The organism is Halocynthiibacter sp. C4, assembly GCF_028823805.1.
Classification (GTDB): Bacteria; Pseudomonadota; Alphaproteobacteria; order Rhodobacterales; family Rhodobacteraceae; genus Falsihalocynthiibacter; species Falsihalocynthiibacter halioticoli.
In genome coordinates this window covers 56,497-80,477 of record NZ_JAPEIE010000003.1, presented here as the reverse complement: position 1 = coordinate 80,477, position 23,981 = coordinate 56,497, and the positions used below count along the sequence as shown (strand labels likewise).

Below are 23,981 nucleotides of genomic sequence, written 5' to 3'. Positions count from 1 at the left end.
AATTACTCGCCGGTTTGAACCAGCTGCCAGTTCGGATCGTTCGCACCCATTTCGCGCGCAAAGGTCCAGACATCTTTCTGGCGCTTCACGGTTTGGGCGTCACCCTCGATGATCTTGCCGTCTTTGTCTTTCACAACGGATGTAAGCTCACCAACGAATTTGATTTTCATTTCGGCTTGCTTGGTTGTGGTGTCAAACTCCGCATCGACAAGTGCAAGCTCGCGAACACCCACAAACTCGGCCTCAATGGTAAGGCCTTGGTCTTCGCGTGCGGCGATAACTTCGGTGAAGCTATCGGCAACGTCTTCAGAGAGGAACGGTTCGATCTCCTTGATGTCTCCACGCTCAAAGCTCATCAGGATCATTTCATACGCACCACGCGCGCCACCGAGGAACTCGGTTACGCTGAAGTTCGGTTCAACCTTTTTCATCTCGGTTAGGGCTTCAACCGCTTTCGGGTTGCCATCAATGTTATCGAGGATATCCCGATCAACACCACCATCGATTACCTCAAATCCGCTGACCGCCTTGCGCGCCGCTTGTTGGGCTTGAGCGTTTTGCGTGGGCTCATAGCCGTCACGTGTCCCAAGCACACTGCGGAGCTTGAGTATCAGAAATAGGGCTATTCCGGCCAATACCAGAAGTTGTAGTCCGCCACCGCTCATCGAAACCTCGTATCGAAGGAAAAAATTGGAAACTCACGTCTTGTGGTCTTATGTAGTGTAGGACCGCACCAGAAACAATGCGGGCAACACGAAGGATAACATCAAAATGTGGCTATTAATCGCTTTTGTTGCGGTGCCGATCCTAGAAATCTGGCTTTTCCTGCAAGTTGGCGAAGTTATTGGAACCTGGCCGACTATCGGCATTGTGATCCTGACGGCTGTTCTCGGGTCATATCTGATGCGGGTTCAGGGCGCTTTGGCGATGAACTCGCTCCGCCAATCATTCGGTGAAATGCGAGACCCAACAGAGCCGTTGGCACATGGCGCGATGATCCTTGTGGCTGGTGTTTTGCTTCTGACGCCCGGCTTCTTTACCGATAGCGTCGGGATTTCGCTTCTGATGCCGCCGGTCCGCGCTGCAGTGATCCGCTATGTATCTTCGCGGATGAAGGTTCAGAGCTATTCGGTTCATACCCAATCTGCATACGACCCGCGCCCTAACCCGTCCGAGGATGTGATTGACGGGGATTATCAAGAGGTGAGCCCCTCACAAAAGAAGCCCGATCAGCCCTCTGGATGGACCAAGGATTGAGGCTCATGGCGCAACCTGATACAGACGCCTCAAGAATGACTGCCTTTTAGGAGAATAAGAGAATGACAGAAGAAACAAACGGTGCAGCCGAGCCAAAAGCCGCCGCAGCGCCGTCGCAGCCCGTGATGCAAGTTCTGGCCCAGTTCGTACGCGATCTTTCGTTTGAAAACATCGTTGCGCAAAAGGGTATCACAAACGCTGCGCAACCAGACGTACAGGTTCAGGTTAACCTCGACGCCAAAAAGCGCTCGGTTGAAAACCAGTACGAAGTCATCATGAAGCTCAAAGTTGTGAGCAACATCAAAGACACCCAAGATCCGATGTTCCTCATGGAGCTGGAGTATGGTGGTATCTTCCACATCCAAAACGTTCCTGACGAGCAAATGCACCCGTTCTTGCTGATCGAGTGCCCACGGATGCTATTCCCATATGTGCGCCGGATCGTTGGCGATGTTACGCGTGATGGTGGCTTCCCGCCGCTCAACCTCGAGACAATCGACTTCCTCGCGCTTTACCGCTCCGAGCTTCAGCGCCGCGCACAGGCCGAAGCGGCCGCGCAAACAACACCTGCTTCCTAAGTCAGGCTTTGTTCCAGATAGCGCCGTCGCCCAGTTCCGCAATAAACTTTGCGTGGGCGGCGGCCTCTTCCTCGGTAAGCCGCGAAGGAAGAGGGTTTTGACGTCGCTGCGGCCGCCACTCTTCTCCAGATGACACATCAACCTTTTGGTTTTGATCCGCTTTTAGCGCAAAATCCGGCTGACGTCCGCCAATAAGCTCAAGGTACACCTCGGCCAAGATTTCGGAGTCAAGCAACGCGCCGTGCAACACGCGGTTGGAGTTATCGATACCGAACCGTCGGCAAAGCGCATCAAGCGACGCAGGAGAGCCGGGGAACTTCTTGCGAGCAATTGCGAGCGTATCCAACGCCTGTGACATCGGAAGCGGCGGGCGGTTTAGCCACCCAAGCTCCGCGTTCAGGAATTTCATATCAAAAGCAGCGTTGTGGATTACAAGGCGATCATTTCCTATGAAATCAAGGAAGTCCTGCGCCACATCTTTAAAGACGGGCTTATCCGAAAGAAACTCCTCCGAAAGCCCATGAACCTTAAAGGCGTCTTCGGGCATATCCCGCATCGGGTTGATGTACTGATGATAAGTCTTGCCGGTCGGCACGTGGTTCCAAAGCTCCACAGCGCCAATCTCAACCAACCGGTCACCTTCTTCGGGTTTAAAGCCGGTGGTTTCCGTATCCATCACCAATTCACGCATGAATCTCTCCTGCTCTGATTTTCATGACGATTGCTTCAACAGCCTTCTTTGCGTCTTGGAGGTTATACGTGGGAATAACGAAATCTGCACGCGCCTCTTTCTCGGCGTTCGGCATTTGCTTGGCGCGAATTTTCCCAAACATCTCTTCGCTCATCTGCCCCCGCGCCATAACGCGCTTTCTTTGGGTGTCTGGATCAACCGAAACAACAGCGACAGCATCAAACTCTGACTCTGTCCCGTTCTCAAATAACAGCGGGATATCAAGCACAACAATTTCAGCGTTGGATTGCTCAATGAACCGCGCGCGATCTTCGGCGACAAGCGGATGAACGATGTCTTCGATTTTCGAGAGGACCTCGGGATTTTCTTTTATGTGCGACTTGAGGGTGTCGCGCTGCACCTCGCCATCTGACACCGCGTCTGGAAGTAGGTTTGCGATGGCCTCTACCGCCGCGCCACCTTTCGCGTAAAGGCGATGCACCGCCGCATCAGCATCCCAGACATCACATCCGAGTTCCGCAAACATTTTAGCTGTGGTTGATTTTCCCATCCCAATCGAACCCGTAAGGCCAAGTAGGAACGGGGTCGTCATGCTGAAAGCGCCACGTTGCGCAATTCTTCGTCAACTTCAGGACGCACGCCAAACCAGCGCTCAAATGCAGGGGCCGCTTGATGAAGAAGCATGCCGAGACCATCCACGGTTTGGCATCCGCGTTCTTCAGCTTCCAAAAGCAGTTGCGTGTTAAGCGGCGTATAGACAAGGTCTGTGACCAGCGTACCTTTGCGAAGGCCGTCTAGCGGAACCCTGAACTCCGCCGCGCCATCCATCCCAAGCGAGGTGGTATTCACCACGGTTTTGGCATCTTCAAGAATGTTACCAGCTTGCACCCAATCAACCACGGTAACTTTCTTACCGAAATCGCCTTTGAGCGCCTCCGCTCGGTTTTTTGTTCGGTTGGTCAGGAGAATTTCAGGAACACCAACTTCAAGCAGGCTCGCGATTACGGCCCGCGCCGCGCCGCCCGCACCAAACACAACCGCTGGCCCGATGTCCGGCTCCCAGTCTGGCGCGCCTTGGCGAATGTTTTCAATGAAACCATACCCATCTGTATTATCTGCGTGAATTTTCCCGTCTTTACGGAAAATCAGCGTATTGGCCGCGCCGATCAACGCCGCACGATCCGTAACCAGATCGGCCATTTCCAAAACTTCTTCCTTATGAGGAATCGTCACGTTTACGCCAATGAACCCGAGCTTTGGCAAAGTCCGAATAGCTTCGCGCAGATCAGGGCGTTCGATGTGCATCGGTACATAATAGCCCTGAATTCCGTACTTCTTTAGCCAATGTCCATGAACGGCAGGAGATCGGCTATGTGCAATCGGAGATCCAATCACGCCGGCCAGTGGGATACGTTCTTCGCTCATGTTGACAGTTTTCCTTGCGATGCCAGATAGGACAGAAGCTCTAACAAAGGGAGCCCCAGAACCGTAAAATAGTCTCCTTCGATGCGGCTAAACAAGCGCACACCCTCTTTTTCGAGTTGATAGCCTCCGACACAGTGGCGAATTTGTTGCCAATTCCTTTCGACATAGTCGCGCAAATAGGAGTGAGAACAGGTTCGCATCTCTAGACGCACCGAACTCACGTGATGCCAAATGGGCTTACCACCTTCACAGACAACAACAGCTGAGTGCAGAAAATGCGGCTTGCCCTGAAGACGTTCGAGTTGCGCAAGCTGCTGATCTTTCGATGTCGCTTTACTTAATAACGCGCCTTCAAATTCGAGCGTCTGGTCACATCCGATCACGCATGCAGCGGTTTGCTTCCGACTTATCGCTAGGGCCTTCTCCGTAGCTAAAGCGAGCGCAATAGCCTCTGCTCCTTCCTTCCGTGCCGACAAGGCCTCTTTTATCGTCTTCTCATCAATATTCGGTGCATCAACGGAGAACGCCACTTCCGCGTTCTGAAGCATTTCGCGGCGAATTGAAGAACCGGAAGCAAGAATGATTTCAGAGGGCATGTGTATGAACCTGTGGATTATTACACGGAAACTCCGCGGATGAAATTGTGGGTAACATGTCCCTGATCGAGCGGCTGGGGAAACCCTGCCATTTATGCGTCTGTTCAGGGATTATATGCACTGTGGGTTAGGATAATTTTTTTCCGTGGATAACCTTAAACCACGCTGGTTACCAGATTTCTCTACAGAGTCAGTCCACAAGTCATTTTGATCTAAATTATTATTATTCATAGATTAAATCAGATACTCCACAGAATCATTTTGATTGTTCTTTGAAAATTCCCTTCATGTATAAAACGTGGGAAGATTCAATAATCCACAGAATTTCATCCCACTACATAATCATCATCCTTTTATCTTCTTTCTATTTATTATTATAGATTGGCCAAACTATGAGGAGCAGTGATGTTTGAATTTCTCTTGCCATTCTATCTTTGGATTAAATGCCTACATGTGATTTCCGTTTTCGCGTGGATGGCGGGGATGTTCTATTTGCCCCGTTTATTTGTTTATCACGTCGAAAGCGTTGAGAAGGGCAGTGAGACTGACAAGCTCTTTCAACTCATGGAACGGCGATTGATTAAGGTGATCATCAATCCTGCAATGAATGCGGCGTGGCTGTTTGGTATTCTCCTTGTGCTCACGCCAGGAGTTATCGATTGGAGCGCTGTGTGGCCTTATACGAAGTTTGCAAGTGTTCTGGCCCTGTCCGGAGTGCATGGGATGTTGTCTCGGTATCGGAAGGCCTTTGAACGGGGTGAGAACGAGAAGTCGGGTCGGTATTATCGGATGCTGAACGAAGTCCCGACCGTGCTTTTGGTGATTATCGTCGTTTCAATAATAGCGCGTCCATTCTAAGCTGGATTGACTCAAACTCATTTGCCTCCTATGTAGCGAGTAGGCAGCCGTCCGGTTGCTTGCTTTCTATTTGTATTCAAAAATCATCCGCGCGCCTGTTCAGGCCGGATCAGGACGTATCTCCATGACAAATCAATCCCTCACTCTTGCCGAGTTGAAACAGCTAAAGCCAAAAGACCTTTTGTCGATGGCCGAAGACCTCGAGATTGAAAACGCCTCAACAATGCGCAAGGGCGAGATCATGTTCCACATTCTGCGGGAACGTGCAGACGAAGGTTGGGAAGTATCTGGAGACGGTGTTCTTGAAGTGCTTCAGGATGGTTTTGGATTCCTTCGGAGCCCGGAAGCGAACTATCTTCCCGGTCCGGATGATATTTATGTCTCTCCTGAAATGATCCGGTCTTTCTCTATGCGCACCGGAGATACCGTTGACGGGTTGATAAAGGCACCTGGCGATAACGAACGTTATTTCGCGATGACAAAGGTCACTGCGATCAACTTCGAAGAGCCTGAGCGTGCTAAGCATAAGATTAACTTCGATAACCTGACACCGCTGTATCCAGACGAGCGGCTCAAGATGGAAACTGATGATCCAACAACCAAGGATCGTTCCGCGCGCATCATCGACCTTGTAGCGCCGATCGGGAAAGGGCAGCGTTCGTTGATCGTTGCGCCGCCGCGGACTGGTAAAACCGTTCTGCTGCAGAATATCGCCTCCAGCATCGAAAAGAACCACCCTGAGTGCTATCTGATTGTTCTGTTGATCGACGAGCGCCCAGAAGAAGTTACAGACATGCAGCGCAGCGTGAAGGGCGAAGTTGTATCTTCTACCTTCGATGAGCCAGCGACCCGCCACGTAGCCGTTTCTGAAATGGTGATCGAAAAGGCCAAGCGCCTTGTTGAGCACAAGCGCGATGTTGTGATCCTGCTTGACTCGATCACGCGCCTTGGTCGTGCGTTCAACACAGTTGTGCCGTCCTCTGGTAAGGTTCTGACCGGTGGTGTGGATGCCAACGCGCTGCAACGTCCGAAGCGGTTCTTTGGTGCTGCGCGGAATATCGAAGAAGGTGGCTCGCTCACCATTATTGCGACAGCGTTGATTGATACCGGTTCGCGGATGGACGAAGTGATCTTTGAAGAATTCAAAGGCACAGGCAACAGCGAGATCGTTCTTGATCGTAAGGTTGCCGATAAGCGCGTATTCCCTGCGATGGATATTCTAAAATCCGGTACACGGAAAGAAGACCTGCTGGTAGATAAAGTTGATCTTCAGAAAACCTTCGTCCTGCGCCGTATCCTCAATCCGATGGGTACAACAGATGCGATCGAGTTCTTGATTTCCAAGCTGAAGCAAACCAAGACCAACTCTGACTTCTTCGATTCAATGAATACCTGATTTGGTAATTGTTGTTTAATAATAACGGTTTAAAATGGATACGATTTACGCTCTCGCTTCTGCGACCGGCAAGGCCGGCGTCGCTGTGGTTCGGATTTCCGGACCACATGCGCATGCGTGTCTTACCCATTTTGGCGTAGAACGACCCGCGCTACGGAAGGCAGCGTTAAGGCGGCTTGTTGTTGATGATGTTCTGTTGGATGAGGCTTTGGTGCTTTGTTTTCCAGAGGGCGCGAGCTTTACAGGTGAGGCCGTTACAGAACTGCATCTGCATGGTTCTGTGGCAACAATACGTGCAACCTTGGCCGCGCTTTCAAAGATAGCTGGCTTGCGCCTTGCCGAACCCGGAGAATTCACGAGGCGTGCTCTTGAAAATGGGTGCCTCGATCTTGCGCAGGTCGAAGGCCTCGCAGATCTCATTGACGCCGAGACAGAGGCGCAGCGTAGGCAGGCATTGAAAGTCCTGTCTGGCGCGCTGGGCGAGAAGGCCGAACGTTGGCGCACAGACCTGATCCGTGCGGCGGCTCTTCTTGAAGCTACAATTGATTTTGCCGATGAAGAGGTTCCGGTCGATGTTTCGCCCGAGGTTTTGGAGCTTATCGATCGCGTAAGCGATGAACTAAAGGCGGAATCCAAAGGGAGCTACATTTCCGAGCGGATTCGCGAAGGGTTTGAGGTCGCGATTGTAGGGCCTCCTAATGCCGGGAAGTCGACCTTGCTAAACGCTCTTGCGGGGAGAGAGGCTGCGATCACATCTGAATTTGCCGGTACCACGCGCGATGTCATCGAAGTCAGAATGGATTTGAACGGGCTTGCAGTCACTTTTCTTGATACTGCTGGGTTGCGCGAAACTAAGGATCATGTCGAAGGTATTGGAATTGAACGCGCGATAGAGCGGGCAAAACATGCTGACTTTCGTGTTTTCTTATCTGCTGACGATGGCGGTTTTCGCGGATTGAAGCCGGAAAAAGATGATATCCAAGTGTCCGGCAAGTCTGACATAAGCGGAAAACCGGGCGTGTCTGGAAAAACCGGCGATGGTGTTTCTATGCTCGTCCACAATATATCGAGCATTCTGTCGGAAAGAGCACAAGGTGCTGTAACAGCAACGCATGAGCGTCATCGCATGGCAATTGATCAAGGAATCGAGGCTTTAGAATCAGCCCGACTTGAGGTATTGCGTGGTGAAGAGCGCGCTGAACTTGCTGCCGAAGAACTTCGGAGCGTTGTTCGAGCTCTGGATTCAATTGTCGGCCGTGTGGATGTTGAGCATCTGTTGGATGAAATATTCGCAAGTTTTTGCTTGGGTAAGTAAGGAGTGTTTCACGTGAAACATTCGGATTTTGACGTAATCGTTGTTGGTGGTGGCCATGCAGGTGCAGATGCAGCACATGCAGCCGCCCGTTTTGGCGCGAGAACTGCTCTGGTAACGTTAAAACGTTCTGGACTAGGTGTAATGTCTTGCAACCCTGCAATAGGTGGTTTGGGAAAAGGCCACTTGGTTCGGGAGATTGATGCGCTCGATGGCGTTATGGGTCGCGTTGCGGATAAAGCTGGAATCCAGTTTCGGTTGTTGAATCGCCGCAAGGGGCCAGCCGTTCAGGGGCCGCGCGCACAAGCCGATAGAAAGATTTACCGCGAGTCGATGCTTCAAGAGATCGAAGCTTGCGAAGGGCTTACTGTTATCGAGGGCGAAGCCGCTGATTTTCTGATGGATCAAGGAAGTGTCTGTGGGATTGTTTTGGCGGATGGTTCTGAGATTTCTTCAAAAGCTGTTGTTTTAACAACTGGAACATTCCTGCGCGGCGTTATTCATATTGGTGATGAGCGGAGACCTGGCGGAAGGATGGGTGATAAACCCTCCACCAAGCTTGCGGAACGAATTGATTCATTCGATCTTCCGCTTAGCCGTTTGAAAACAGGGACGCCGCCGCGACTAGATGGGCGTACAATTCGTTGGGATGACCTTGAGATGCAACCCGGAGACGAGGATCCGGTCTTGTTCTCCTTTATGTCAAACTCGGTTTCCGTGCCGCAAATCTCCTGCGGGATTACTCATACGAATGAAAAGACACATGAGATTATCCGCGCGAACTTAGAAAAATCTGCAATGTACGGCGGCCATATCGAAGGTGTAGGGCCACGGTACTGCCCTTCAATCGAAGACAAAGTTGTTCGGTTCGCAGAGAAGAGTTCTCACCAGATATTTTTAGAGCCAGAAGGGCTCGATGACCACACGGTTTACCCAAACGGGATCTCAACCTCGCTGCCGGCAGATGTTCAGGAAGATTACGTTCATTCGATTTATGGACTTGAAAACACAAAGATAATTCAGCCGGGTTATGCGATTGAATATGACTATATTGACCCGGTTGCGTTGTCTCCGACACTCGAACTGAAAAACGTTCCAGGACTGTTTTTGGCTGGCCAAATCAACGGAACCACCGGCTATGAAGAGGCGGCCGCGCAAGGATTGGTTGCTGGGTTGAATGCCGCGCGCAAGGCGAAAGAGGTTGAGCCGGTTATTTTCAGCAGGGCGGAGTCATACATTGGCGTGATGATTGACGACCTTGTGACGCGCGGGGTTTCGGAGCCTTATCGTATGTTTACGTCGCGTGCTGAGTTCCGGCTTTCGTTGCGCGCCGACAATGCTGATCAAAGGTTGACGCCACTTGGTATTTCGCTTGGATGTGTTGGAGAAGAAAGAAAAGCGGCGTTCGCAAAGAAATCAGAGCAGCTTGAGAGCGCCACAAATCAGCTAAAGTCAATTTCCGTTACTTCGCGGCAACTCGCCGACGCGGGTGTCAAAATCAATAAGGACGGCCCTCGAAAAACAGCATTCGAAGCACTTTCAATTCCAGAAGTTACTTTTGATGTCGTAGCGGGGCTTGATGAATCGCTTCAACAGATTGATCCGACGATACAGGAGCAGGTCTCGCGAGATGCCGCGTATTCTATCTATATTGAGCGGCAGCGTAAGGATGTTGATGCAATTAAACGGGATGAAGCGCAATCGTTGCCAAAGGACTTTGACTATGCCTCGCTTGATGGCCTCTCAAATGAATTGCGTCTGAAGCTTGCGAACGCCCGTCCAAGTTCGATCGCACAGGCTGGCCGAATTCAAGGGATGACACCTGCAGCGCTAACTCTTTTGTTGGCCACCGCGCGTAAACTCGAGAAGAGCAGCAAAAGTGTCGGCTAATCCTGTTTCAGTAGAAGCATACCTCGACGATGTTTCACGTGAAACAGTGGAGCGACTTGAGGTTTATGCCGAGCTTGTAAAAAAATGGAATCCACGGATCAACCTTGTATCGAAATCAACGCTCTCTGATCTTTGGAGCCGCCATATTGTTGATTCTATTCAGGTTTTTCAACTCGCGCCGCGTATTACACATTGGCTAGATCTTGGAAGTGGCGGAGGTTTTCCTGGTGCGGTTGCGGCGATTCTCGGTGCTGAGAAAACACCGGAAGCGAAATTCACTCTGGTTGAGAGCGACCAAAGGAAATGCGCATTTCTTCGGACTGTTTCACGTGAAACAGGGGCAAAGTTTACTGTTCTGACCGAGCGTATCGAAACGCTTGAACCGCAAAGAGCTGATGTAATTTCTGCAAGAGCGCTAGCTTCATTGAATCAGTTATTCGAGTTTAGTAAGCGCCACGGTGTTGAAGGAACAGTGAGCATTTTCCCAAAAGGGGCGAAGGTGCAACAGGAGATCAAGGAAGCGCAACAAAATTGGAAATTTGAACTAGAAGAATTTCCAAGCGCAACCGATACTGACGCCAGAATTCTAAGAATCGGAAATATCATTCATGTCTGATCCCACACGCCCTGCGGCTCCCAGAATTATAGCAGTTGCAAACCAGAAGGGCGGGGTCGGCAAGACAACAACGGCAATTAACCTCGGCGCAGCACTGGCGAAGTCCGGGTATCGTGTATTGTTGGTTGATCTTGACCCGCAGGGTAACGCATCGACTGGTTTGGGCGTGAGCCGAGATCAGAGAGCTTACACCACATATGATTTGTTGGTGAATGATGCGGCGCTGTCTGATGTTATCCAGCCCACAAAAGTGAATAATCTCAAGATTATTGCTGCGACAACAGACTTGAGTTCGGCAGATATCGAATTGATTTCAAACGAAAAACGCAGCTTTTTGCTCTATGACGCACTCCGGCAGCGTGAAATGGATGATTACCAGCTTGATTACGTGCTCATCGACTGCCCACCATCGCTGAATCTGCTGACTGTAAATGCGATGGTTGCTGCGGATTCTGTTCTTGTTCCACTTCAAAGTGAGTTCTTTGCACTTGAAGGGCTTTCTCAGCTTATGCTCACAATTCGTGAGGTACGCGAGACAGCGAACAAAAATTTGCGGATCGAGGGCATTATCCTGACCATGTACGACCAGCGGAATAACCTATCACAGCTTGTTGAGGCAGATGCGCGCGACAACCTCGGCGATCTTGTGTTCAAAACCGTTATTCCCCGAAATGTACGTGTGAGCGAGGCGCCGTCCTATGCTATGCCAGTCGTAGACTATGAGCCTTCGTCAAAGGGCAGCTTAGCGTACATAGCAGTCGCACGAGAGCTCACAAACCGACATAAACAAGCGAAAACAAAGGCTTAGACCATGGCGCAGAAAAAGAACGAACGGAGAGGCTTGGGGCGCGGACTTTCTGCATTGATGGCTGACGTGAATATCGAGCCAACCGCAGATGAACAAAAATCGACGCCAAAACCCGAGCGTACTTTGCCAGTTGAGCGGTTGGAGCCAAATCCAGACCAGCCGCGGCGTTTGTTTGATGAGGACGCACTCCAAAGTCTTGCAGATTCTATTCGGGAAAAGGGCGTTATCCAGCCTTTGATCGTTCGCCCGAGCCCGCGAAGCGAAAATGCGTTTGAAATTGTAGCGGGGGAGCGCCGCTGGCGTGCCTCTCAGATCGCGCAAGTGCATGAAGTACCGGTAATTATCCGTGAGCTCGACGACACAGAAGTTCTTGAAGTTGCAATTATCGAGAATATTCAGCGTGCAGACCTGAACCCGATTGAAGAAGCACTTGGCTATCGGCAGTTGATGGATCGGTTTGGACATACGCAGGAGAAAGTTTCGAGCGCGCTTTCCAAAAGTCGGAGTTACATCGCGAACCTTTTGCGCCTTCTTCAACTGCCCGATGATGTTCAGGATATGCTGCGTGATGGTGCGCTTTCGATTGGTCATGCGCGAGCATTGATTACTGCTCCCAACGCATCAGAACTTGCCAAGCATGTTGTTGCAAAGGGGCTTTCTGTTCGTGAGACAGAAAAACTCGTTAAAACCGGCACGCCGAAAGCTGCGAAAAAGCGACTTAAACCTGAGAAAGACGCCGATACGCGCGCACTTGAGGGCGATCTTTACGCCAATCTGGGCATGAAAGTTGTGATTGATCACGTCCCGGATAAAGAAAACGGCAAGGTCGTTATTCAGTATAAGTCTTTGGAAGATTTAGATGAATTGTGCAGACTGCTAACATCTACACGTTAGGGCGTGTCCAGATAAAAAGAAGAACACACGTGAGAGTTAATGCCTGAACGACGATTACGAAGGGCTTAACGCCGAGAAATACAGATATCGAAAATGCCGCAGCAATCGAAACAGTTGCGGCGATCTTTGCTTTCTTGCTGATGGCGCCGCGTGCGTTCCAATCTTCAATTGGCGGTCCAAGTTTTGGATGTGCAATAAGCCATCCGTGCAGTCGTTCAGACGATCGCGCAAAACAGAATGCAGCGAGCAATAGAAACGGGACTGTCGGAAGTAGAGGTAATAAAATACCTGTAATTCCCAGCGTCAAAGAAACGAAGCCGCCAATAAACCAAAACAACCGCATTAAAGATCCACCAACAATTCGCGTAGCAAGGCGTTCAAAATGACGCGTCCTTGTGGAGTTGCGCGCAATCGATCACCATCAAGCGAAAGCATTCCCATCTCGGACAAATTCTCAAGTGTCTGAGATGATATTTTAGAACCGGACAGAGCAGAAAACCGTTCTAAAGAAATACCCTCTGACAGGCGTAGACCCATCATTAGCATCTCTGAAGCCTGATCTGCCTTTGAAACGATGTCTCGCTCGGTTTCTCCATTGGAACTTTTCTTGACCGCCTTAAGCCAAGCCTCGGGCTGCCTTAGTGTTTCAGTGGCAATCTTCTGCCCGTTCGCAGTAATGCGCCCATGCGCGCCAGGGCCAATCCCTGCGTAGTCACCATATCGCCAATAAACGAGGTTATGACGACTTTCAGACCCGAGTTTGGCATGGTTAGAGACTTCATAAGCACTCATACCGGCTTTGTCACAGAGCTCTTGAGTCACGAAGAACATATCCGTTGCGAGGTCTTCGGATGGTAAGCCCCGAAGCTTGCCGCGTTCGTATCGATCCCCAAAAGCCGTGCCTTGTTCGATAGTTAGCTGATAAAGTGAAAGGTGATCGATGGATAATTCGAGTGCTCGAGTCAGCTCATCTCGCCACGCGTCGAGAGTTTGATCCTGTCGGGCATAGATTAGGTCAAAGCTCACGCGATCAAAGGTATTCTTTGCGATTTCAAAGGCTTCCATGCCTTCTTTCGCGGTATGCATCCTGCCAAGGCGCCTGAGGTCTTCGTCGTTAAGGGCTTGATATCCCATTGAAATACGGCTCACCCCGCCATCGCGATAGCCTTGAAATCGACCAGCCTCAATCGAAGTCGGATTGGCCTCAAGGGTTACCTCAAAATCGTTTGCAGTTGGCCAATGAGTACGAATGCGCTCGATAATTGCAGCAACGAGGTCTGGATCCATCAAGCTTGGAGTTCCGCCGCCGAAATAGATGGTATTCAGCGTTCGTGGACCGACCTCTTCGGCAATTCGGTCAATCTCGGAGAGATAGGCCGTATGCCATTGGTTTTGATCGATTTTCTTGGAAACATGACTGTTGAAATCACAGTAGGGGCACTTGGCCATGCAAAACGGCCAATGGACATAGAACCCAAACCCGCCGTTTTGCCAGTCTTCCATTATGATTTCATCGCAGTAACTTCGATCTCGACCTTCATCTCAGGACGGATCAATCCGGCAACAACCATCGTTGCTGCTGGCCGGATCTCAGAAAACACTTCGCCGAGTACAGGAGCGAGTTCCTCGTAGAGGGCGCTATCAACTATTGTGTATTGTACGCGCACGACGTCAGACATTTGAAAACCGCCTTCGTCAAGCGTGGACTCGATCGTTTTAAGGCAGTTTCGAGCCTGATCGGCGACGCTCTCTGGCATTTTCATGGTTTCATAATCGTATCCGGTCGTTCCGGAAACAAAGCAGAGGTTGCCCTTAACAACTGCACGGGAATACCCAACAGATTTCTCGAACTCGGAACCAGAGGAAATGAGCTTTGTCATTCTACGTCTCCAAAACCGCGCGGAATTTGGCGAACGCATCGGCACGATGGCTCATTGCATTCTTTTCCGAAGGATCCATTTCTCCGAAGGTTTCTTCCTTCCCGTTCGGAACAAAAATCGGGTCAAAGCCAAACCCGCGATCCCCGCGCATTGGCCAAGTAAGCGAGCCATCGACTCTACCTTCGAAAACTTCGTCGTGACCGTCAGGCCAAGCAAGGCACAGTGTACAACAAAAAGCAGCTGTCCGAGGATGAGGGGCAGACTTTGCCTCTAGCTTGTCCCAGACCTTCTTCATCGCCATCGGAAAATCTCGGCCATTCGGTGTTTCGGCCCAGTCTGCGGTGTAAACACCTGGTTCGCCGTTTAGCGCATCCACCGAAATACCACTGTCATCGGAAAGAGCAGGCAGGTTCGCGGATTTGGCGGCGAAATGCGCCTTGATCCGCGCGTTCCCAACAAATGTGCTCTCGGTTTCTTCTGGTTCCTCAAAGCCGAGTTCGCCAGCAGAAACAACTTCGATGCCGAACGGCGCGAGAAGCTCGGAAATCTCGCGGAGCTTTCCGGCGTTGTGACTTGCCAGAACGATTTTCTTTTCCGTCAGTTTACGCATTAGCTTGTTACGGCTTTCTGAGCAGCGACGAGTTCCGCAACGCCTTTCTCTGCAAGATCAAGAAGGCCGTTCATTTGGGCGCGGCTATAGGTGGAGCCTTCGGCGCTCATCTGTACTTCGATAAGTTGGCCGGACCCTGTCATGACGAAATTACCGTCAACGCCAGCTTCAGAATCTTCTGGATAATCCAGATCGAGCACTTCCTGACCTGCGTAAATTCCGCAAGATACAGCCGCAACCGGATCAAGAAGAGGATCAGATATCACATCTCCGATCTTCATAAGTTTGTTCACTGCAAGCTTAAGGGCCACCCAACCACCAGTGATCGAAGCGCAACGCGTTCCGCCATCGGCCTGAATAACGTCGCAATCAACGGTGATCTGACGCTCACCAAGCGCAACACGGTCAACACCCGCGCGCAGGCTTCGGCCAATAAGACGCTGAATCTCCTGAGTTCGTCCTGACTGGCCATTCTTTGCTTCGCGACGCATCCGTGTGTTTGTCGCGCGCGGAAGCATCCCGTATTCGGCAGTGACCCAACCAAGACCCGAGTTCTTCATAAATGGGGGAACACGCTCCTCAACAGTGGCTGTACAGAGCACGTGGGTGTCACCACATTTAATAAGGCAGGAACCCTCTGCGTGTTTTGTGACATCCGTTTCGATTGAAATCGGTCGCATTTGATCTACATTTCTACCAGAGGGGCGCATCATGAAATCCTTTGTATAAGCTGCCCTTCAATAGTCATGGAGAGCCTATCTTAGCAAGGCCGATTGACGTTTTTTCAAGAACCCCATTAAATGGGTTTCGGTCAGATCAAATGAACAGATGTCGGGCAAAATGAGCGATAATTCCCAACTTTTGAGTGAAATGAACGCCCGTAGTCGCGAAGTATTTCGCCGCGTCGTCGAGGGGTATATCGAAACGGGTGAGCCAGTAGGCAGCCGTACCTTGACGCGCACCATGAATGAAAAAGTATCTGCGGCGACCATTCGCAACGTAATGCAAGACCTTGAATATATGGGCCTTCTTGATAGCCCGCATGTTTCTGCTGGACGCGTTCCAACACAAAGCGGCTTGCGGATGTTCGTTGATGGTTTGCTTGAAGTTGGCAACCTAGACCAGCAGGACCAACGCAAGATTGATGAAACACTTGGCGGTAACGATCGTGGAGTTGGTGACGCGCTTGATCGTCTTGGCTCGGCTCTTTCGGGGTTAACGCACGGCGCGAGCCTTGTTTTAACGCCAAAACACGAGGCGCCGATTAAACATATCGAATTTGTTAGCCTCGGCCCGGACCGCGCGCTTGTTGTTTTGGTCTTTGCGGATGGTCATGTTGAAAACCGTGTGTTCACCCCGCCAATGGGGCAAACGCCAAGCTCTATGCGCGAAGCCGCGAACTTTCTGAATGCATTTGCGGAAGGTCGAACGCTGGGCGAGCTTGCCACCGTAATCGAGCGGGAAATCAAATCACGCAAACAAGAACTCAACACGCTCGCACAGGCGATGGTTGAACAGGGCCTTGCGGAATGGGTTGGCGAGGGCGATCAACAAGAAAGACTCATCGTTCGTGGGCGGGCGAATCTTTTGGGCGGAGGCTCGGATGAAGAGGATCTAGAGCGCATCCGAACCCTCTTTGATGACCTCGAACGCAAGCGGGATATCGCCGAATTTCTGGAATTGGCCGAAGAAGGCGAGGGTGTTCGCATTTTTATTGGCTCAGAGAACAAATTATTTTCTCTTTCGGGTTCCTCTTTGGTGGTTTCTCCATATATGAACGCTGATCGTAAAATTATGGGCGCTGTCGGAGTCATCGGCCCGACGCGTCTGAACTATGGACGTATCGTGCCGATTGTTGACTACACGGCGCAACTCGTTGGACGCCTGATTTCGGATCAGGGCTAGGGAAAAGAAGATGGCAGAGCCTAAGAACGACGAATTTTTAGATGATCCAGAAGCCGTAGAAGCGGAAATGTTCGCCGAAGATGCGATGGAGGCCGAAGAAGAGGCCGACGAACTGGCGATTGTTACCAAAGAGCGGGATGATTTCCGTGATCGCTTCATGCGCGCCCTCGCAGATGCAGAGAACGCACGAAAGCGGAGTGACCGTGATCGCCGCGAGGCCGAGAATTATGGCGGCTCCAAGCTCGCCCGCGACATGCTTCCTGTCTATGACAACATGAAGCGCGCGCTTGACGCGATCGACGAAACCAAACGCGAAGAAAACGCTTCCCTGATTGAAGGGATTGAGTTGACGATGCGCGAATTGCTGAATGTATTCGCAAAGCATGGCATCGAGCGTATTCTCCCCGAAGTTGGAGACAAGTTTGATCCGCAGCGGCACGAAGCAATGTTTGAGGCGCCTGTGCCTGATACGGTTGCCGGCGATATCATTCAGGTGATGGCCGAAGGGTTCATGCTTCATGATAGACTGTTGCGGCCAGCCCATGTTGGCGTGAGCTCAACACCGAAGTAACAAATTTTAAGGCGCGGGTTTCTAAGAAGTCCGCGCCTTTTCTTTCAGATCATATAGAACCTGAAGCGCCTCGCGCGGCGTCAACTCATCAGGAATGATCTCGCTCATTGCTTCCTCCACAATAGAATCCTGTGCCGGCGCAGGTTGCGGTGGTGGTGTTGCGGAGAAAAGCGGCAGATCGTCAATCAGCGCCTTCTGTTTTCCGCCCTCACGCTCTCCTTTTTCAAGTGCATCAAGCACAACGCGCGCGCGGTTCACCACGGCATCGGGGAGACCGGCGAGTTTTGCCACCTGCACACCATAAGATCGGTCGGCCGCGCCTTTTTTGACCTCATGCAAAAAGATCACGTCGCCTTCCCATTCTTTAACGGTGACGGTTGCATTCTCGACGCCCCCAAGCTTGTCGGCCAGAGCCGTCATCTCATGGTAGTGGGTGGCGAAAAGTGCGCGGCATTTGTTGGCATCGTGAAGATGCTCAAGCGTTGCCCAAGCAATAGAAAGGCCGTCATAAGTTGCGGTACCACGCCCGATCTCATCGAGGATCACAAGAGCGCGGTCATCCGCTTGATTGAGAATGGCCGCGGTTTCAACCATTTCGACCATAAATGTCGAACGCCCACGGGCCAGATCATCAGATGCGCCAACACGGCTAAATATCTGGCTGACTATTCCGATATGCGCAGATTTGGCGGGAACGAAACTTCCAGCCTGTGCCAATAGCGCAATCAATGCGTTTTGGCGCAAGAAAGTCGATTTACCCGCCATGTTCGGACCAGTCAGAAGCCAGATGTCAGCCCCGTCTGATCCATCAGAAAGCTGGCAGTCATTGGCAACGAACGGTGAATCGCCCTGTTTGCGCAAAGACTGTTCAACAACGGGATGTCGGCCGCCGATGATGTCAAAGGTCCGGCTGTTGTCGACATTGGGCTTGCACCAATTTTCCCCTTTGGCGAGGTCTGCAAATGCAGAGGCGAGATCGAACTCTGCGAGCGCGTTTCCTGCAAGGTTAATTTCGGCAGCGTGGTTTAAAACGGCCTCTGTTAAGGTGGAATAGAGACGTTTTTCAATCTCAAGTGCGCGGCCACCAGCATTGAGAATTTTGGTCTCCATCTCTGAAAGCTCAACGGTCGTGAAGCGCACTTGGTTGGCGGTTGTTTGACGGTGAATGAAGGTTTCAGAGAGCGGTGCTGCCAGCATTTTTTCGGAATGGGTGGCTGTCGTCTCGATGAAATACCCGAGCACGTTATTATGCTTGATCTTGAGCGAGGAAATATCCGCAAGCTCGGCGTACTTGGCCTGAAGGGAGGCAATCACGCTGCGTCCTTCGTCGCGTAGCTTGCGGGCTTCGTCTAGTTCTTCGTCAAATCCAGGCGCTATGAAACCACCATCGCGCGCCAAAAGCGGCGGGTCGGCAACGAGTGCTTGATCCAATAGATAAACAAGTTCGTCGTGTCCGCTTAGGTCCTTGGCCGCACTTGCAAGCAAATCTGGCAGCCCTTCAGGAAGAGTATCCTTGATCGTCTCGGCCTGTGTAAGGCCGTTTCGGATCGCAGCGATATCGCGGGGTCCGCCGCGCTCAAGCCCAAGACGAGACAAGGCGCGGTCAAGGTCTGGTGTTCTGCGGAGTGCTTCGCTCAGGTTTTCAGCGAGCGCAGAGTTTTCAACAAGGAATTCAACCGCGTCTTGGCGCATCTGAATGGTCTTCAGGTCGGTTGAAGGTGAGGCAAGGCGGCGTGCAAGCAACCGGCCACCGCCCGCTGTGAGTGTGCGATCAATTGCGGAGATAAGCGTGCCGTCGCGTCCACCAGACAGGCTATGAGTGATTTCAAGATTTCGGCGCGTCGCGGCGTCGATTTGCACTGTGCCGCCAACGCTTTCGCGGAGGGGTGTGCGGAGGAGCGGGAGCTTCCCTTTTTGGGTGATCTCAAGATAGTCGATAATCGCGCCAAGTGCAGCGATCTCGGGGCGGTTAAAGCTGCCAAATGCGTCTAGAGAGCCGACTTTGAACAGCGACTTGATCTTGCTTTCAGCGGATGTGCTGTCGAATGAGGCTGGCGCGAGCGGGGTAAGGGAGAGGCCGAATTCAGTCTCTAACTCTGCGTAATCTTCGAATTTTGACTCCGAGAGAATAAGCTCAGAGGGCATCAGTCGCGCCAGTTCCGGTCCTAAGCGAACAGGAGATGTTTGCATCACATGAAGCGCACCTGTCGAAATATCGACCCACGCCAATGCGGCCTCTCCGCGAATTTCTGCGAATGCCGCAAGATAGTTGTGCCGCCGCGCTTCAAGTAGGCTTTCCTCGGTCAATGTTCCTGGTGTCACGAGCCGAACAACATCCCGTTTCACGATTGCCTTATATCCGCGCTTCTTTGCTTCGGCAGGGTTTTCCATCTGCTCGCAAACAGCCACGCGAAAGCCTTTGCGGATCAGGGTGAGCAAATACCCTTCGGCGGAATGAACCGGAACGCCGCACATGGCGATATCTTCGCCGTTGTGTTTGCCGCGTTTGGTGAGCGCAATATCAAGCGCCTCCGCTGCCGCTTTCGCGTCGTCAAAGAACATCTCATAGAAATCGCCCATCCGATAAAACAGGAGCGCATTCTCGTACTGGGCTTTCAGTTCGAGGTATTGCGCCATCATCGGAGTGACGGTTGATTTAGCTTTATTCACGTGATTTCCCCAAGTGTTCCGAGCGGAGTTTACAAAGGCAAAGCTGGGGGTGAAAGGTCTATGTTGAGGCGTTGGCGGTAAGCGGCTATTCATAATGGCGTTACAACAAGGGATTGGCCCACATGCCCACAAAAGTTAAGTTCACCGCCGAAGAGGCGCTCACCTATCACATGGAACCCAGACCGGGAAAATTCGATGTGACCCCCTCAACACCAATGACTACACAGCGCGATCTTTCGCTTGCTTATTCACCAGGTGTTGCCGTGCCCTGCGAGGCGATTTTCGATAAGCCTGAAACCGCATATGACTATACAAACAAGGGGAATATGGTTGCCGTTATCTCGAACGGGACAGCCGTTTTGGGGCTTGGCAATCTTGGCGCGCTGGCATCAAAGCCGGTGATGGAAGGGAAATCCGTTCTGTTCAAACGCTTTGCCGATGTGAATTCCATCGACATTGAACTTGATACAGAAGACCCCGATGCTTTCGTAAACGCTGTTCGGCTTATGGGGCCGACATTCGGCGGTATTAACCTTGAGGACATCAAAGCGCCGGAATGTTTCATCATTGAGCAGCGCCTGAAAGAAGAAATGGACATTCCGGTGTTCCATGATGATCAGCACGGAACCGCGGTTATCTGCGCGGCTGGTTTGATCAATGCGCTTCGGATTTCGGGAAAGAAAATTGAAGATGTGCGTATCGTTTTGAATGGTGCGGGTGCGGCGGGCATTGCCTGTCTTGAGCTGGTCAAATCCATGGGTGCCAAGCATGATAATTGCATCATGTGCGATACAAAAGGCGTTATTTATCAAGGCCGTACCGAAGGCATGAACCAATGGAAATCGGCGCACGCGGCCTCCACTGATTTGCGCACGTTAGAAGAAGCCATGAAGGGCGCCGATGTCTTCCTTGGCGTTTCGGCCAAAGGTTCTGTGACGCAAGACATGGTGAAAAGCATGGCCAAAGACCCTGTGATCTTTGCTATGGCAAACCCTGATCCGGAAATCACTCCCGAAGAGGCGCATGAGGTGCGCGAGGATGCCATCGTTGCCACGGGTCGTTCAGATTATCCAAACCAAGTGAACAATGTTCTGGGCTTTCCGTACCTGTTCCGCGGCGCGCTTGATATCCATGCTCGCGCCATCAACGACGAAATGAAAATTGCCTGTGCGCGCGCCCTTGCTGATCTCGCGCGCGAGGATGTTCCGGATGAGGTTGCGCTTGCTTATGGCCGTAAGCTGACATTCGGGCGGGACTACATCATTCCAACGCCCTTTGATCCGCGCTTGATCCATGTTGTACCGCCAGCAGTTGCCAGAGCAGGTATGGACACTGGTGTGGCACGCCGCCCAATCGTCGACATGGATGGTTACGAAGCCTCGCTCCGCGCGCGGATGGACCCAACGGCAAACATTTTGCGGTCGATCAATACCCGCGCCAAGGCCCGCCAAGCGCGGATGATCTTTGCAGAGGGCGATGATATTCGCGTGTTGCGTGCAGCCGTAAACTATCAACGCGGCGGATTTGGCAAGGCGCTTGTTGTTGGTCGTGAAAATGACGTCAAAGGCCTGATGGATGCAGCAGGAATTGGCGATGCGTATCCCGAGATCGAAGTGGTTAACGCGAAGAACACGGCCTATTTGGATACCTACAAAGATTTCCTCTATCAGCGGCTTCAACGGAGCGGCCACGATCATCAGGATGTTCACCGTCTTGCCGCCCGCGACCGGCACGTGTTCTCTGCGCTGATGTTGGCGCACGGCCATGGCGATGGGTTGGTAACTGGTGCGACACGAAAGTCCGCGCATGTTCTTGGGTTGATTAACAATGTGTTCAACGCTCAAGCAACCGACGGCGCCGTCGGCGTTACTGCGCTTTTGCTTAAGGGCCGAATTGTTCTGGTCACGGATACGCTGGTGCATGAATGGCCTGATTCCGAAGACCTCGCAACGATTGCCGAGCGGGGCGCGGATGTTGCGAAAATGCTTGGAATAGAGCCGCGTGTGGCCTTTGTTAGCTTCTCGACATTCGGCTATCCTGTTTCCGAGCGCGCCGAAAAAATGCACCAAGCGCCGAAGGTGTTGGAGCAGCGCGGCGTTGATTTCGAGTTTGAAGGCGAGATGACCGTTGATGTTGCGCTGAACCCGCAAGCGATGGCGCAGTATCCGTTTAGCCGTCTGACCGGCCCTGCGAACGTTCTTGTTGTTCCTGCGCGGCATTCCGCGAGTATTTCGGTGAAGTTGATGCAGGAAATGGCGGGTGCGACCGTGATCGGTCCGATCCTTACGGGGATTGATCAGTCGATTCAGATTTGCTCGACCGTTTCTACATCCAATGACATCTTGAATATGGCCATGCTTGCGGCCTGTAAGGCGAAGTAATGGCGATTTTTAATCTTGGATCAATCAACGCGGACCACGTTTATCGTGTTCCGCATTTGCCCGAACCGGGTGAGACATTGGCGGCAAGCTCGTTTCAAATCGGGCTTGGCGGCAAAGGCACAAACCAATCCGTTGCCGCCGCACAGGCTGGATCAAAGGTGCTGCATATCGGGGCGGTTGGAGCGGACGGGCGCTGGGCGAAAGAAAAGCTTCAGTCGCTTTCGGTTGATTGCCAGTTTGTTGCAGAGATTGAAACACCAACAGGGCATGCGATTATCAACGTTGACGACGACGCAGAGAATGCGATTGTTCTCTTCAAAGGTGCGAACTTTGCATTGGATACGGCACAGGTCGATGCGACCTTAGAGGCGGCGAGTGCAGGTGACACGCTTCTTCTTCAAAACGAAACTGCGCATCAAGCCTATGCCGCTGAATTGGCCAAGTCCAAGGGGATGCGCGTTATCTATTCTGCGGCGCCGTTCTCTGTCGAGGCGGTTCGAGAAGTGTTGCCGTTTGTTACGATGATTGCCGTAAATGAGATCGAAGCGGAGCAGCTTTGCGCAGCGTTAGAGACTGATTTAGACAACCTGCCCGTAGATGAGATTTTGGTGACGCGCGGCGCAAAAGGTGCTGAATGGCGCGGAAATGGTAAGACTGAAACCGTTGAAAGCTTCAAGGTTACTCCGGTTGATACAACCGCGGCTGGCGATACTTTTGCTGGATACTTCGCCGCTGGATTGGATCAGGGAGCAGGGGTTGCGGAAGCGCTTCAGCTTGCGTCGGCCGCGGCCGCGCTCAAAGTAACGAAAGCTGGTGCTGCCGATGCCATTCCAAATCGGGGCGCGGTTGAGGCGTTTCTAGCCGATCAAGCTTAGTGACCTTTGGCAAATGGTGCAGCATCGCCCCAAAGCGCCAAAACCTTTTCGTCTCGTTTACAGCCTTTGCGGTATTTCGCGTAGGCCGTTGATTTCTTAACCGGACCAAAACGCGTGATGATGCGTTTTGTGCCTTTATAGAAATCTTGATGATAGGCTTCCGCCTTGTAGAAGGGTTTTTCTGCTAAAATAGGCGTTACGATCTTCTTTCCCAACGCCTTTTGCGCATCGGCGCGCGCGGCCTTTGCAATGTCTTGTTCGGCCCGATTAGAGACGAATATTGCCGTTCTGTAGCTTTCTCCACGGTCGCAAAATTGGCCGCCTGCATCTGTTGGATCGACCGAGCGAAAATAGAGGTCTAGGATTTGGCGCAGCGAGATTTGACCCGTGTCATAGGTGATTTCGACAGCTTCGTAATGACCTGTGCCGCCTTTTGATACGTCTTTGTAAGTCGGGTTTTCGGTGGTTCCGCCCGTATAGCCGGAAACAGCTTTAGTGACTCCCTTAACGGATTCGAAATCGCTTTCCACACACCAGAAACACCCGCCTGCGACGATAATTGTCTCCTTGGGTCCAGCCATTGCCGAGGTGCTGTGAAGCAGCCAAGCAGCGAGGATTGTTGCCGCTAGGGTAAGGGCTTTTAAATCAAGATTGGATAGGCGCCGGAAGAAAGACATCAAAGGTTCTCCTGTGTTGGGAAAACCTTTGCGAGAGATTGCAGCGAAAGCAACGACGCAAGGCCGCTGCTCACGCAAGCTTGAGCAAAGT

At 51.8% G+C, this 23,981-nt stretch carries 25 protein-coding genes; 13 read left to right on the top strand and 12 right to left on the bottom strand.

The window, feature by feature from the left end:
- Positions 1 to 2: 2 nt before the first annotated feature.
- Positions 3 to 665: a Tim44/TimA family putative adaptor protein gene (locus tag OU789_RS13830; protein WP_263954547.1), complete on the bottom strand. Its 663-nt coding sequence runs from the start codon at positions 663 to 665 to the stop codon at positions 3 to 5.
- 106 nt (positions 666 to 771) lie between these two features.
- Here OU789_RS13830 and OU789_RS13825 point away from each other — a divergent pair, with 106 nt between their 5' ends.
- Both OU789_RS13825 and secB read left to right on the top strand, forming a co-directional pair.
- Entirely contained in the window at positions 772 to 1,257 is a 486-nt protein-coding gene (locus tag OU789_RS13825) for an FxsA family protein (protein WP_263954546.1), read from the top strand.
- Positions 1,258 to 1,319: 62 nt separating this feature from the next.
- Positions 1,320 to 1,835: a protein-export chaperone SecB gene (gene secB / locus OU789_RS13820; protein ID WP_263954545.1), complete on the top strand. Its 516-nt coding sequence runs from the start codon at positions 1,320 to 1,322 to the stop codon at positions 1,833 to 1,835.
- 1 nt (position 1,836) lies between these two features.
- Here secB and dnaQ read toward each other — a convergent pair whose 3' ends face one another.
- From dnaQ to OU789_RS13800, 4 genes are read right to left on the bottom strand one after another with little or no spacing between them, the layout of a single operon-like run.
- Entirely contained in the window at positions 1,837 to 2,526 is a 690-nt protein-coding gene (gene dnaQ / locus OU789_RS13815; protein ID WP_263954543.1) for a DNA polymerase III subunit epsilon, read from the bottom strand.
- Positions 2,519 to 3,118 carry a dephospho-CoA kinase gene (coaE, locus tag OU789_RS13810; RefSeq protein WP_274656104.1) on the bottom strand — a complete coding sequence of 200 codons (600 nt, stop codon included), beginning with the start codon at positions 3,116 to 3,118 and terminating at the stop codon, positions 2,519 to 2,521. The genes dnaQ and coaE overlap by 8 nt, the downstream gene beginning before the upstream one ends.
- A complete protein-coding gene (locus OU789_RS13805; RefSeq protein ID WP_274656103.1) occupies positions 3,115 to 3,951 on the bottom strand; it encodes a shikimate dehydrogenase in 837 nt (278 codons plus the stop codon). The genes coaE and OU789_RS13805 overlap by 4 nt, the downstream gene beginning before the upstream one ends.
- A complete protein-coding gene (locus OU789_RS13800; RefSeq protein WP_274656102.1) occupies positions 3,948 to 4,547 on the bottom strand; it encodes a Maf family protein in 600 nt (199 codons plus the stop codon). The genes OU789_RS13805 and OU789_RS13800 overlap by 4 nt, the downstream gene beginning before the upstream one ends.
- A 405-nt stretch (positions 4,548 to 4,952) precedes the next feature.
- On the opposite strand from OU789_RS13800, the gene hemJ reads away from it, so the two are divergent.
- From hemJ to OU789_RS13765, 7 genes are all read left to right on the top strand, one after another.
- Positions 4,953 to 5,405 carry a protoporphyrinogen oxidase HemJ gene (hemJ, locus tag OU789_RS13795; RefSeq protein WP_263954539.1) on the top strand — a complete coding sequence of 151 codons (453 nt, stop codon included), beginning with the start codon at positions 4,953 to 4,955 and terminating at the stop codon, positions 5,403 to 5,405.
- 124 nt (positions 5,406 to 5,529) lie between these two features.
- Complete coding sequence (gene rho, locus OU789_RS13790; protein ID WP_263954538.1) at positions 5,530 to 6,801, top strand: transcription termination factor Rho; 1,272 nt, start codon at positions 5,530 to 5,532, stop codon at positions 6,799 to 6,801.
- A gap of 34 nt (positions 6,802 to 6,835) precedes the next feature.
- Positions 6,836 to 8,116, top strand: coding sequence for a tRNA uridine-5-carboxymethylaminomethyl(34) synthesis GTPase MnmE (gene mnmE, locus OU789_RS13785; protein WP_274656101.1), 1,281 nt, complete (start codon positions 6,836 to 6,838; stop codon positions 8,114 to 8,116).
- A gap of 3 nt (positions 8,117 to 8,119) precedes the next feature.
- Entirely contained in the window at positions 8,120 to 10,003 is a 1,884-nt protein-coding gene (gene mnmG, locus OU789_RS13780; RefSeq protein ID WP_274656099.1) for a tRNA uridine-5-carboxymethylaminomethyl(34) synthesis enzyme MnmG, read from the top strand.
- Complete coding sequence (gene rsmG, locus OU789_RS13775; RefSeq protein ID WP_274656098.1) at positions 9,993 to 10,619, top strand: 16S rRNA (guanine(527)-N(7))-methyltransferase RsmG; 627 nt, start codon at positions 9,993 to 9,995, stop codon at positions 10,617 to 10,619. Before mnmG ends, rsmG begins: the two co-directional genes overlap by 11 nt.
- A complete protein-coding gene (locus tag OU789_RS13770; protein WP_263954534.1) occupies positions 10,612 to 11,427 on the top strand; it encodes a ParA family protein in 816 nt (271 codons plus the stop codon). The genes rsmG and OU789_RS13770 overlap by 8 nt, the downstream gene beginning before the upstream one ends.
- 3 nt (positions 11,428 to 11,430) lie before the next feature.
- Positions 11,431 to 12,321, top strand: coding sequence for a ParB/RepB/Spo0J family partition protein (locus OU789_RS13765; RefSeq protein ID WP_274656096.1), 891 nt, complete (start codon positions 11,431 to 11,433; stop codon positions 12,319 to 12,321).
- Here OU789_RS13765 and OU789_RS13760 read toward each other — a convergent pair.
- Genes OU789_RS13760 through rph form a run of 5 tightly spaced genes read right to left on the bottom strand, consistent with a single transcriptional unit; the run spans position 12,311 to position 15,521 of the window.
- Positions 12,311 to 12,664 carry a YbaN family protein gene (locus tag OU789_RS13760; protein WP_274656094.1) on the bottom strand — a complete coding sequence of 118 codons (354 nt, stop codon included), beginning with the start codon at positions 12,662 to 12,664 and terminating at the stop codon, positions 12,311 to 12,313. The genes OU789_RS13765 and OU789_RS13760 overlap by 11 nt on opposite strands.
- A complete protein-coding gene (hemW, locus tag OU789_RS13755; protein WP_274656092.1) occupies positions 12,664 to 13,824 on the bottom strand; it encodes a radical SAM family heme chaperone HemW in 1,161 nt (386 codons plus the stop codon). The genes OU789_RS13760 and hemW overlap by 1 nt, the downstream gene beginning before the upstream one ends.
- The gene (locus OU789_RS13750; protein WP_274656090.1) at positions 13,824 to 14,201 is read right to left on the bottom strand and encodes a RidA family protein; all 378 of its coding nucleotides are present in this window, start codon (positions 14,199 to 14,201) and stop codon (positions 13,824 to 13,826) included. The genes hemW and OU789_RS13750 overlap by 1 nt, the downstream gene beginning before the upstream one ends.
- A 1-nt stretch (position 14,202) precedes the next feature.
- Positions 14,203 to 14,811, bottom strand: coding sequence for an RdgB/HAM1 family non-canonical purine NTP pyrophosphatase (gene rdgB, locus OU789_RS13745; protein WP_274656088.1), 609 nt, complete (start codon positions 14,809 to 14,811; stop codon positions 14,203 to 14,205).
- Positions 14,811 to 15,521, bottom strand: a complete 711-nt coding sequence (rph, locus tag OU789_RS13740; RefSeq protein ID WP_263954715.1) for a ribonuclease PH — start codon at positions 15,519 to 15,521, stop codon at positions 14,811 to 14,813. Before rph ends, rdgB begins: the two co-directional genes overlap by 1 nt.
- A 130-nt stretch (positions 15,522 to 15,651) precedes the next feature.
- Between rph and hrcA the strand changes: the two genes are divergently transcribed.
- Together hrcA and OU789_RS13730 are read left to right on the top strand one after the other, a co-directional pair.
- The gene (hrcA, locus tag OU789_RS13735; RefSeq protein ID WP_274656087.1) at positions 15,652 to 16,716 is read left to right on the top strand and encodes a heat-inducible transcriptional repressor HrcA; all 1,065 of its coding nucleotides are present in this window, start codon (positions 15,652 to 15,654) and stop codon (positions 16,714 to 16,716) included.
- 10 nt (positions 16,717 to 16,726) lie between these two features.
- Positions 16,727 to 17,287, top strand: a complete 561-nt coding sequence (locus tag OU789_RS13730; protein ID WP_263954526.1) for a nucleotide exchange factor GrpE — start codon at positions 16,727 to 16,729, stop codon at positions 17,285 to 17,287.
- A gap of 21 nt (positions 17,288 to 17,308) precedes the next feature.
- Here the strand turns inward: OU789_RS13730 and mutS are convergent, their stop codons facing one another.
- Positions 17,309 to 19,927 (bottom strand): DNA mismatch repair protein MutS, encoded by a 2,619-nt coding sequence (mutS, locus tag OU789_RS13725; protein ID WP_274656271.1) that lies wholly within the window; start codon positions 19,925 to 19,927, stop codon positions 17,309 to 17,311.
- A 152-nt stretch (positions 19,928 to 20,079) separates the two neighbouring features.
- Between mutS and OU789_RS13720 the strand changes: the two genes are divergently transcribed.
- Positions 20,080 to 22,338 (top strand): NADP-dependent malic enzyme, encoded by a 2,259-nt coding sequence (locus tag OU789_RS13720; protein ID WP_274656086.1) that lies wholly within the window; start codon positions 20,080 to 20,082, stop codon positions 22,336 to 22,338.
- A complete protein-coding gene (locus OU789_RS13715; protein WP_274656085.1) occupies positions 22,338 to 23,213 on the top strand; it encodes a ribokinase in 876 nt (291 codons plus the stop codon). Before OU789_RS13720 ends, OU789_RS13715 begins: the two co-directional genes overlap by 1 nt.
- Here the strand turns inward: OU789_RS13715 and msrA are convergent.
- A complete protein-coding gene (msrA, locus tag OU789_RS13710; RefSeq protein WP_446719187.1) occupies positions 23,210 to 23,890 on the bottom strand; it encodes a peptide-methionine (S)-S-oxide reductase MsrA in 681 nt (226 codons plus the stop codon). The genes OU789_RS13715 and msrA overlap by 4 nt on opposite strands.
- Between the last annotated feature and the right edge of the window lie 91 nt (positions 23,891 to 23,981).